At 55.5% G+C, this 10,084-nt stretch carries 12 protein-coding genes; 4 read left to right on the plus strand and 8 right to left on the minus strand.

All coding sequences use genetic code 11. The features are described from left to right. A partial coding sequence (locus GOX66_RS25590) for a hypothetical protein (RefSeq protein WP_214652603.1) occupies positions 1-219 on the plus strand: 219 nt, incomplete at its 5' end. A 102-nt stretch (positions 220-321) separates the two neighbouring features. On the opposite strand, the gene GOX66_RS09645 is transcribed toward GOX66_RS25590, so the two are convergent. After that, positions 322-1,167 carry a LysR family transcriptional regulator gene (locus GOX66_RS09645; protein ID WP_170762036.1) on the minus strand — a complete coding sequence of 282 codons (846 nt, stop codon included), beginning with the start codon at positions 1,165-1,167 and terminating at the stop codon, positions 322-324. An 86-nt stretch (positions 1,168-1,253) separates the two neighbouring features. Between GOX66_RS09645 and GOX66_RS09650 the strand changes: the two genes are divergently transcribed. The 3 genes from GOX66_RS09650 to GOX66_RS25540 all read left to right on the plus strand — a co-directional run bounded on the left by GOX66_RS09650 (position 1,254) and on the right by GOX66_RS25540 (position 3,633). Beyond that, positions 1,254-1,724 (plus strand): c-type cytochrome, encoded by a 471-nt coding sequence (locus GOX66_RS09650; RefSeq protein WP_170762038.1) that lies wholly within the window; start codon positions 1,254-1,256, stop codon positions 1,722-1,724. Between the two features lie 10 nt (positions 1,725-1,734). Beyond that, positions 1,735-2,643 (plus strand): c-type cytochrome, encoded by a 909-nt coding sequence (locus GOX66_RS09655; protein WP_419555557.1) that lies wholly within the window; start codon positions 1,735-1,737, stop codon positions 2,641-2,643. Between the two features lie 159 nt (positions 2,644-2,802). Continuing rightward, the gene (locus GOX66_RS25540; RefSeq protein WP_174822707.1) at positions 2,803-3,633 is read left to right on the plus strand and encodes a hypothetical protein; all 831 of its coding nucleotides are present in this window, start codon (positions 2,803-2,805) and stop codon (positions 3,631-3,633) included. A gap of 71 nt (positions 3,634-3,704) precedes the next feature. On the opposite strand, the gene GOX66_RS09665 is transcribed toward GOX66_RS25540, so the two are convergent. From GOX66_RS09665 to GOX66_RS09695, 7 genes are all read right to left on the minus strand, one after another. Next, the gene (locus GOX66_RS09665) at positions 3,705-4,352 is read right to left on the minus strand and encodes a response regulator (protein WP_170762040.1); all 648 of its coding nucleotides are present in this window, start codon (positions 4,350-4,352) and stop codon (positions 3,705-3,707) included. Further along, positions 4,349-5,641, minus strand: a complete 1,293-nt coding sequence (locus GOX66_RS26140; protein WP_170762042.1) for an ATP-binding protein — start codon at positions 5,639-5,641, stop codon at positions 4,349-4,351. The genes GOX66_RS09665 and GOX66_RS26140 overlap by 4 nt, the downstream gene beginning before the upstream one ends. A gap of 450 nt (positions 5,642-6,091) precedes the next feature. Beyond that, positions 6,092-6,475, minus strand: a complete 384-nt coding sequence (locus tag GOX66_RS09675) for a carboxymuconolactone decarboxylase family protein (RefSeq protein ID WP_170762044.1) — start codon at positions 6,473-6,475, stop codon at positions 6,092-6,094. A gap of 16 nt (positions 6,476-6,491) precedes the next feature. Next, positions 6,492-7,232, minus strand: coding sequence for a sulfotransferase-like domain-containing protein (locus tag GOX66_RS09680; protein WP_170762046.1), 741 nt, complete (start codon positions 7,230-7,232; stop codon positions 6,492-6,494). A 26-nt stretch (positions 7,233-7,258) separates the two neighbouring features. Next, a complete protein-coding gene (locus GOX66_RS09685) occupies positions 7,259-8,077 on the minus strand; it encodes an aspartate racemase/maleate isomerase family protein (RefSeq protein WP_214652605.1) in 819 nt (272 codons plus the stop codon). Positions 8,078-8,093: 16 nt separating this feature from the next. Beyond that, positions 8,094-9,185, minus strand: coding sequence for an aromatic ring-hydroxylating oxygenase subunit alpha (locus tag GOX66_RS09690; protein ID WP_170762048.1), 1,092 nt, complete (start codon positions 9,183-9,185; stop codon positions 8,094-8,096). Beyond that, on the minus strand, positions 9,182-10,069 hold the full coding sequence (locus tag GOX66_RS09695; protein WP_170762050.1) for a MurR/RpiR family transcriptional regulator: 888 nt from the start codon (positions 10,067-10,069) through the stop codon (positions 9,182-9,184). The genes GOX66_RS09690 and GOX66_RS09695 overlap by 4 nt, the downstream gene beginning before the upstream one ends. Between the last annotated feature and the right edge of the window lie 15 nt (positions 10,070-10,084).

Genomic DNA, 10,084 nt, shown 5'->3' on the forward strand with positions numbered 1-10,084 from the left:
GCTCGTCAGGCTCATAACCTGAAGGTCGCAGGTTCAAATCCTGCTCCCGCAACCAAATATAACAACATTAAATCAAATACTTACAAGCCGCCTTCGGGCGGTGTTTCTATTTGTGCTTCCCCGCTGGAAGCACTGTGGAAGCAAACGGGGCGGGAAACATCGTGTATCCGAACATCGTTACTACGCATGTGTTTTGCGGACAAACCTGTCGAACGCTAAATGGAAAACGACGTCCGTTGTCATCCCGGCGCTGACCATTGACGGGGCAAATTCCTCGGCCGCAGGTTGGAAAGTACTGTTAGTTTCAAAATGGCAAAAGTTTCACGACGCCAATGCCTGCTTTATCCGCTCAGCTAAGGCTCGTTGGACAAGAGCAAACCTCGGCGTTTGTGCTATTTCTTCGAGTGTCGCGACCCACAGTGGTACTGCAATTTTGGGGTCACCTATAGTCAACCTGTGCAGCCGTGAGTCCCTGTCGCCTACAAATGACGGTAAAAAGGTCTTGCCTATTCCGGATGCAGCCATCTGCTGAAGCACTAGGAAACTATCTGCGCCGTTGGTCATTTCGTCGGTTTTGACGTGATCAGCCAACCATTGGGCTGGAAGCGAGGAGCTTAGCGCCCCATCAAGTTTCAGCCATTTGCGGTTTGAAACTCCGTCACTATAAATCCCGAATGTCAGCTCCCCTGCGCGCTCTCCAACGAGGCCCTCTCCAAGCTTTATAGATGGCCGCACAGCGATATCCGCTGTCAATCTGGTCAGATCATGATGGCTGTTACTGCTTAACAAGGTCAGTTCCAAACTCGGGTATTGGGAGGAAATCGCGTTCAATATTTGAGGCAGAACGAGCTGGGAAAGGCTGTCGGTGGACGCGATACGCACCTGACCTGCAGGGGATCGATTTGCGCCCACTATCGTCCGCTCTAGTGACAGGATTGCATCTTCCACATTCTCCATGGCTGAAATGATGGCTCCGGCTCCGGAGAGGACGGCATATCCTGAAGAGCTTTTTTGAAAAACCAAGCAACTATTGCGTTCTTCGAATGCCGCGACTCTGCGCAACACTGTTGCATGTGTGACGCCCAACGCTGATGCGGCCGCATTCAACGATCCATAACGACTTACAGCAAGCGAGTAGCGAATATCGTCCCAGTTTTCCTTGTTCATATTTTAACAAGTGAAGCCGAACAACAAACAATTGCAAGGAAAAATGTTCAAACTATCATCCAACACATTAGACAGGGAGCCACGTCATGATGAAGAAGTATTCAATTCTTGCAGCAGGTCTTGTTTCTGTTGCCGTCATTGGAACAGCTATCGCCCAGGAAACCGAAAACCCGGCCATCAAAGCCCGTACTTCGATCATGAAACTGTATTCATTCAATATTGCCACTCTTGGTGGCATGGCCAAGGGTGAGACGGAATATGACGCCGAGGCAGCAACACGTGCCGCGAACAATATAGTCGCCGTTTTACAGATCGATCAGTCCGAGATGTGGCCAGCCGGTTCCGACAACGTATCCGACCCCTCGACCCGAGCATTGCCTGATATTTGGGAAAATTTCCCGGATGTCGGCACAAAAGCACAGGCCCTTGCCGACGCTGCAGTCGCCATGCAGGCTGCGGCAGGACAGGATGTCGATTCTCTGAAGGCAGCAATGGGACCGCTGGGCGGAGCTTGCTCAGCATGTCACAAAGCTTACAGAGCGCCAGAAGACAAATGAGGTTTAAGACGTGCGGCGTTGGATCATTTCCGCCGCTGTAGTTGCAGCGTTGGTCGGGCTGGTTGCTTTGGCAATGACCCGACCTCAAAGAGTCGATCAGGCACAAGTCAGCGGTCTCACCCCTGACCTCGGAAGAGGCGAGGAGGTTTTCTATGCTGGCGGATGCGCGTCGTGCCACTCTGCCCCCGGCGCCAGCGGAGAGGAAAAGCTCATGCTTGCCGGCGGGCGGAGGTTCAAAACCGACTTCGGCACATTCGTTGCACCCAACATCTCCAGTGATCCAGACGTTGGAATCGGTGCTTGGTCAGCTGAGGGCTTGGCGAATGCCCTCGTCCATGGGACCGGACCCAATGGACAACATTATTACCCGGCCTTTCCGTATACATCTTACGCCAACATGACAATGGAAGACATTGTGTCACTCCATGCGTTTCTGAACACCCTGCCGGCGGTCGTGACCGAAAGTGAGGCCCATGACGTTGGCTTTCCGTTCAATATCCGGCGCAGTTTGGGAGGATGGAAACTGCTTTTCATGGAGCCGGGTTGGGTTGTTGATGGCGAGTTGACTGACCAACAATTGCGAGGTCGATATCTGGTAGAAGCTTTGGGTCACTGCACCGAGTGCCATACGCCGCGAAACAAACTAGGCGGATTGAAACGTGATCTTTGGTTGACCGGCGCGCCAAATCCCAGTGGAAAAGGGCGCATCCCCGGCCTCACGGCCGCACAACTCGATTGGTCCGAGACCGACATTGCGGAGTATCTGAGATCCGGGTTCACGCCGGATTACGACAGTGCTGGCGGTGAGATGGTCGAAGTAATTGAAAACACATCACAGTTAAGCGACGATGATCGTTTGGCAATTGCGGCCTATCTCAAAGTTGTTCCCATGCGGGCAAGTGAAGTTGGCTCGGAGTGAATCCGGTCAGCGGTACGTGTTTTATATTTTCCTGAGATCAGGCCGACTAAGGCCTTTGGACATTCAATTCGTCAGACCTAAGGCCGATGCGTTAAAGCGGTACGGAAAGTAATTTGGCTTCCAAGCGGCGTAATGCGCCAATTTGCAACGGAGGCGAAAATGAAGATTCAAAGAAAGCTCGGCCAACTTCTGAGTACGGCAGCATTGGCCTCGTTCATTACGGTGACACCGTACGTGCCCAAGTTTGGTGATGACGGCCGCCTGCAAATTGAACCAGCTTACGCATTTGCCAAAAGCGGCAAGGGTAAAGATGGGGATGGCGACGACGACGACCGGGGTGACGACCGCGACGATGATAGAGACGATAACTCTGGGTCAGGCAACAGCGGGCATGGCGGTGACCGGGATGATGATCGCGATGATGATCGCGACGACGACCGGGATGACGACAGGGACGACAATTCAGGATCTGGAAAAAGCAGTCGCGACGATGATGATGACGACGATGATGATGATGATTCCAAACGTTCTAACCGAGGTAGCGGTAAGAAGGACCGATCTCAGGCTGGGGGCAGGACAACGGGCACAGCCGGGATAACAAAAGTCGAAACAAACGCTAACGGTATCGAAGTGCGTTATTCCGACGGAACCAAGGAAGAGATCGAAAACGGCCGGTACGAAAGAAAGAATGCTCAGAACCGAACCGTGGAAGAGCGGCCAGCAACTGGCGCGGACGTTTCAAGGCTTCGGTCCCTGGCGAATGGTATCTCAATCAACAACGTGCGTTCTTCCGGACAGGGAGGTGTTACAGGAAGCCGTCCTGCGAAAATTGAGCGGCAGGGCAACAACATCGAAGTAAATTACACAAACGGTTGGAAAGAAGAAATCGAGTTTGGCCGATACGAACTCAAAGATCCTTTCAATCGAACGGTTGTCGAAAGAAACGCAACGGCGTCTGATCGTCGGAGATTACAGTCGTTAGCCAACTGAGCTAAGCTCCGCAAAAAAACGAAGGCGGTTTCTGTTGATGAGAAGCCGCCTTGGTCTGTAGAGAGGCACAGTCACTCCTGTTTGCTCCAGGCATCGTGGGCAATGAGAGCGGCCTCAACCCGGTTTCGTGCGTGCAGCTTGGACAAGATTGCCGTCATATAGTGCTTAACGGTTTTTTCCTGGAGGTTTAGCTCTTCGGCTATTTCCCGGTTACTCATCCCCTTGGCAACGCGCCGAAGGATTTCCTCTTCGCGATGAGTGAGGTCCTGAAGTGCTTCGCTGTCTTTTGATGTGCCACTGTCATTGCTCATCGCGCGCAGTACGCGTGAAGCCAAACCGGGTGAAACAAATCCTTCTCCGGCTGCGATGCTTCGCAGAGATGAAATCAATTCACTACCCGTTACACCTTTCACTATATACCCTGTCGCACCCGCCTCCAGAGTATCTGCAACGTCGCTGCTGTTCTCTGAGACTGTCAGGATTGCGATGAAAGGCGGGTTTGCCATCGCGGCGATTTGGCGTGTAGCCTGCAAGCCACCGCCGGGCATCGAAAGGTCAAGGATCGCAATGTCGGGTTGATGAGTGCCTACAAGCGCAATGGCTTCTTCTGCGCTTGCTCCGGCAGCGAGAACCTTGAACCCTTCAGCCTCGTCCAGTGTTCGGTGCAATCCATCCCTGAAAATCGGATGGTCGTCTGCTAATACGACAGTTGTGGTCATGATACACTCATGTGTCTGGGGAATAATGTCATCGTAATGCTGGTGCCGTTGCCCGGACGGGACGCCACCTCAAACCTGCCGCCGATGCTTTCCACGCGGTCTCGCAATCCCATCAGTCCCTGACCTCCGTCGTTACGCAGTATAGTTTCGTCTGCAGGGTCAAATCCGGGACCGTCGTCGCTGACGCTGATTGCGATGCTATCGCTTTCTACCTGGCAACGGACATTGCACTGCGCCGAGGGTGCATATCTCGCTGCATTAGAAAGCGTTTCCTGCAGGAACCGAAAAACGCAGAGTTTGTCTGAGAACGACAATTCAGGCGGCTGGCTGCCCCGGTATGAGATTTCCGGCCGCAAGGGGCTGTGTTCCGCGTGATCTTCGACGGCTCGCTTCACGACATCCGCAAGGGTCAGGTTTTCTAGGTCCGGAGCAGAAAGGCCCCGCGATAAAGCCCGAATTTCTGCCAGAGATTTCTGTATGGATTGCTGGATTTCTTCGGCCTCCCTGGGCATCTCGGACCCGACAGGAAAGGCTGCCTCCAATCGAAGGGCCGCAAGCGACAAGTATTGCGCAGGCCCATCATGCAACTCGGAACCGAGATTCCTGAGGAACCGGTCTGTTTGAGCGGCGTAGCGTTCCGATGCCTCTATCACCCGTGACCGAAGCACGGCATTTTGCCTGGCCATCTTTTCGCTTTCGGAAAGCCGCTTGTTCAGAAGCTGCCCTTGCCGTCGAATGGTGTTGTCACCTATCGCAACAATGGAAAGCAGGACAATCGAACTTGCCACAAATGCTGAGGCGACAACCAGCCAGCTTGTTCTGCGGGCGCGGGCCATGTCCTGTTCCAGCTGATCGGATCGTTCGTAAAACTCGGCAACCGCAATTATTTCACCGGACCAAATCTCCCGAATGGGGCTGTAGACTTCAAGTAACGGGATACCAAGTTCCGCCTCTGCGGCGCTTTCCGCGTGATCGAGTTCCTCGAATGATCCGGAGATTTCCCCCGCCCACGCTTTCCTCAGATCGTCAGTTGGCTGAAAGCTGCTGCCAATAATGGCTGGGTCCGAGGCATGCGCAATCAATCCGCCCTGTTTCCAAAACTTGTAAGAGACAATGCGATCACGCATCGGCTGCGTCTGGAATATCTCTTCCAGCGCTCTGCTCGCTTGTACGGAAAGGTGGTCGCCGTGGGCCAGTTCCTGGCTGAGCGGAGACACGATGCTTTCCATATAGAGAGCCGCAGAATTGGCGGAGTTCTGTACAACGGCGTTCTCGATCCGATTTGACACCCAAATCCCGACTATCGCGGTAGCAGATCCCATGACTACAATACTGGCCGCGAGGAAGACCCTCGACAATGACCAGTTGCCAATCGTCAGATCAGTTATTCTTACACCCATTACGAAACCGAATATGAACTACAAACGCCAAGCGGACCACCGACCTTGGTCTGAGGCGATCCGGTATCAGACGCCGCGCCTTACAGATAATCAGTTTTGCAGTAAGGCCTCTTGCCCCTGTCGAGGCCTTGTTAGCATGGCTGTCTTGAACGTGAGCGGCCGTGAATACCAATCTGGGAATTGAGGCGTTATTGAAATTTGACCTCAGTCTGTTCAACGCTTGTCTCTCGATCAAAGCCTCTTGCATTGTTTGGGTCATGATACGCCGCGCGTGCAGGCAGGTTATTGAACGTCACTCCTTCCCAGACAGCATTTTGGGTGGTGACCCCGGCCTTGGCGTCATTCAGCTTCCAGGACTTTGCGGGCGGCGCGAAAGCACTCGAGTGCCTGGGGCACGCCGCAGTAAATACCGACCACATGGATGATGGCCCGGATCTCGTCGGGGGTGACACCGTTGTTGATCGCGCCTTTGCAGTGAAGCTCCCATTCATGCATTTTGCCCAATGCACCGATCATCGACAGGTTCATCATTGATCGGGTTTTGGCGTCGATCACATCGTCGCCCCAACCAAAGCCCCAGCACCAGGCGGTCATTGCCTCCTGAAAAGGTCGTGTGAAGTCATCTGCAGCCGCCAGGTTCTTTTCTACATACTCCGCGCCGAGCGTGCTTTTTCGTTGTTCCAGCCCTTTGAGGAAAAGATCTTCGTCGAAAATGTCAGCCATTATGGTCTCCGGTTCTTCAGGGTGTCAGGCGGTGTTTGTACAGGTGATCATAGTGCGGCACCATACGACGATGCACCTGTTTTACCCGCTTTGGTGCGTCGTCGATCGAGATGTATTTACGCGGCTGAGGGGCAATCCCGGTCGATTTGGCGAGGTTGCCGTGAAACGACCCTCCGTCCCACCAACTGTGGGCAGAGGGGTCACCGCCGGGTTCCCAGGTTAAGGCGTCTTCGAGGAAGGGAATGCCCACTGCCTCGCAGAATTTCCGGGTCATCGCGTGCGGGTCTTCCAGCAGGTCATCACTGTCGATCACCGGCGGAGGTGTGCCGTTCAAAGCCGTTATCAGATCGAACAGGGCGCGTTGCTCGGGGAAACCCACTTCGCCCTCGGCAAAATCGGGCCATTGCTTGTACATCGAGGTGATCGTTTTTGCCGGGTCGCGGATCAGGAAGGCGTGGTTGAAGTGGGACAGGAATTCCGCATCCCACATGTGATTGATGTAATGCGGGAAATCCTTGAGAAAGACCGGGCCTTTTTCCGCCCGTTCCTGAATGTCGGCCCACACGCTGTCCAGCGTCAGGCCCGGCGTTGTCACGTCTCCGGGCTGAAACCGATGCCAGAGCGGGTCTTCGCCCTGATACCAGGCCTCGCCGAAGGGTTCGTGCAGACAATCCAGATCGCCGCGCTGCCGCATCATCCACTCAAAGGCGGTCGAGGTGGATCGGGGCACCGCCCAAAGCGCGAGGATTTTGTGCATGTCGCGGATACTCCAGAGGTGAAAGTCTATAGCCGTTTCAGCAACTGCCCGTGCTGCATTGCGGGCGACAGCCCGAGTGATTTGAAGATGCGCCAGTAAAGGGCGATGTCGTGGCCGATCACCGGTTTGCCCAACGCGTCTTCCAGTTGTTCGGCCAAATGCAGGGGACGCTGCGGCAAGCCGTCCGCGCCGGTGCGAAAGTTGCACATGCCGTTGATCAGGATGGCATCCGCCTGCGGGGCTTTGTCGGCGACGTATTCGAAACTCTTCAGGGCCAGGTCGCCAGCGAAAACCCAGCGGAAGGAATTGACCTCTTCCTGACTGCCGAACCAGCCCTGATCGTGGAAGTTGCCCGCGTAGAGCACATCGAACCCGGCCTCTTGCAGAAACCCGACCGTGCCTTGCCACCATTCGGGCCAATGGTATGCAGCGTTTAGGGCGACCTTTTCGACATTCATTTCACGCAGGGCTTCGACCATGGCGTATCCCGCCATGTGAAACTGTATGCCATATTTGTCCGAAAGGTCCGCGCAGTGCTGCTGAACGCCTTCGACTCCCAGCCCGCAGGCGTGTACCCAGTTCGAGCCGACCTGCCCGCAGACATCGATCCCGTTTCGGGACATGCAATGCACGAAATCCTCGAGCATCCCGAAGTTTTGTTTCCGCTGGTCCAGCCCGTGCACATAGTCCGGCACATGCAGCATCCAGCCATGCACGCCGACCGTTTCCGGGCACATGCGCAGGAAATCCGACGGGGCGGCGTCAAAGTCGAAAGGTGGGCATGTAAAGCCGACCTGATGCGGAAACAGTTTGTGTTCCGGGCGCCAGTCTTCGGGCATCATCATGTGATTAATGTTCCTTTCACGGATCAACAGCCTCACGCATCCATTGCTGCAGCCGTGCAATCGAGTGTTCCGACATCACGCCACACCCCGGATCCAGTACCAGCGGGCCGGGGCGGTAACCGCGGGATTTCAGACCGCGGTGAACGGATTCAACCAGACGAATATCTTCTTCGACCGTGGTTTCGCGATCCTGCACGGCCAGTTGCCGGATTACCGCGCTTTCCGATCCGCCCTCGGTGTACCAACCACGCCAGACGGTGCAGTGGTCGGCATCATTTGCGCGCCAGTGGTAGGTGTTCAGCACATTGCCCGGGTAGCACTGGAACGAGAACATCGGCCACAGAAACCAAGACTGATAGTCGCCCGCATGGGGGACGGACATGTCGATAGGATAGGTCATCTTGTCGAGGCTCTGACACTCTGTCATGTGACGCAGGACGTAACCGCCGCCGACATCCGGTTGGATGTCATAGGTCTCGGGCTTGACCACTCCTTCGGCAAAGGTCGGGTGGTTGGTCGGGCAATGGTAGCATTCCGAGTAGTTCTCGACACTGACCTTCCAGTTGCAGTTTTCCGCAATCTCGACCCATTCCAGTGGCTCCAGATCGTCGATCTGAGGGACAAAGGCGTGGATTTCTTCGCGCACGCCGGGATACCATTCGTCCATCGGGGCGGCGTTGTCGTCCAGATTGACGAAGATGAAGCCGTTGAAGATTTCCGTGCGGACCGAAGTCAGGCAGATTGTGCTGCGGTCAAAGCCAGGAACGGATTTGATGTTCGGCCCGGCGCGCAATTGGCCCGACAGTTCATAGGTCCAGGCGTGGTAAGGGCAGACAACGACGCGGGTATTCCCGGCGCCGGAAACCATCTCATGCGCGCGGTGCTGACAGACATTGTAGAAGGTGCGGATTTCGCCGTCACGGCCGCGAATGCAAAATAGGTTCTGCCCGGCGATTTCAAAGGCGAAATAGTCGCCGGTTTCCCGTACCTGCGCGACATGGCCCGCGAACTGCCACGTTCTGGACAATAGGCCCTGCATCTCGACCGCGAAAACCGCAGGGTCGGTGTAATAACGCGCGTCCAATGAGTGGGTCAGCGGTGCGTTCATTCCGGCTCCTCCGCGTAGAGGCCAAGTTGGTGGCGGCGACGATGAAACTGTTCCACCCGTTCGACTATCTCATCACTGGAAACCGCGATCACGAAAGACAGCAGCGTTTCCAGCAAAGCGATGGTCGAGACGGATGACGGAAAGAATTGCGGTGTGTCGGCGGCAACGACAAAACCGTGGTGTGCGTTCAGGATCACTGGGCTGGCCGGGCTGTCCGAAAGACCAATAACCGTCAGGCCCTGTTGCCGCGCCAGCTTGATTGCGTCGATCACCTCGGTTCGGTAGGGGCGGCAAGTGATCGCAATCAGCACATCCTGCTCATCGGCCCAGGCCAGATCGTCGACCGGTGTCGAGCCGGGCCGAGGGATGGCGTGGAACTGCTTCATCCCCGTGGACGCCAGATAGGTGAAGTTGCGCGCGTTCGAGTTGTTAACGCCCACGCCCAGCGTGAAAATCTGGCGGCAGTTCCAGATATCCTCGGCGGCGGTCTTCAAGCGTTCAGGGTCAATCCCACCAAAGGTGTCCTCGATATTGCGGATCGCGGCGCCGATCATGTCGGCGTAAAGCCCGCCTAACTCTCCGGACTTGCCGATTTCCTGCAACCAGCGGGCACGGTCAGGAAACGACACCTTGCCCTGGCGAATCGCTTCGCGGAACGGTGCGCGGAAATCCTCGTACCCTTCGAAACCTACCTGTCGCGCCATGCGGACGAAGGTGTTGGGTTTGACCCTGGCGGCCTCGGCAATTTCGCGCACCGTCGAAACCCCAACATCCGTTGGGTTTTCCAATACGTAACGCGCGGCCTTCTGCGCCTCGGGCGTCAGGGCGTCCCATTCCTCGGACAGGCGATCCAGAACCGTTGATGATACATTTGTGTCATTCATGATTGACGATGGTAC

The sequence above is a fragment of the Ruegeria lacuscaerulensis genome (genome assembly GCF_013031245.1).
In the GTDB taxonomy this organism is placed as follows: Bacteria; Pseudomonadota; Alphaproteobacteria; order Rhodobacterales; family Rhodobacteraceae; genus Ruegeria; species Ruegeria lacuscaerulensis_C.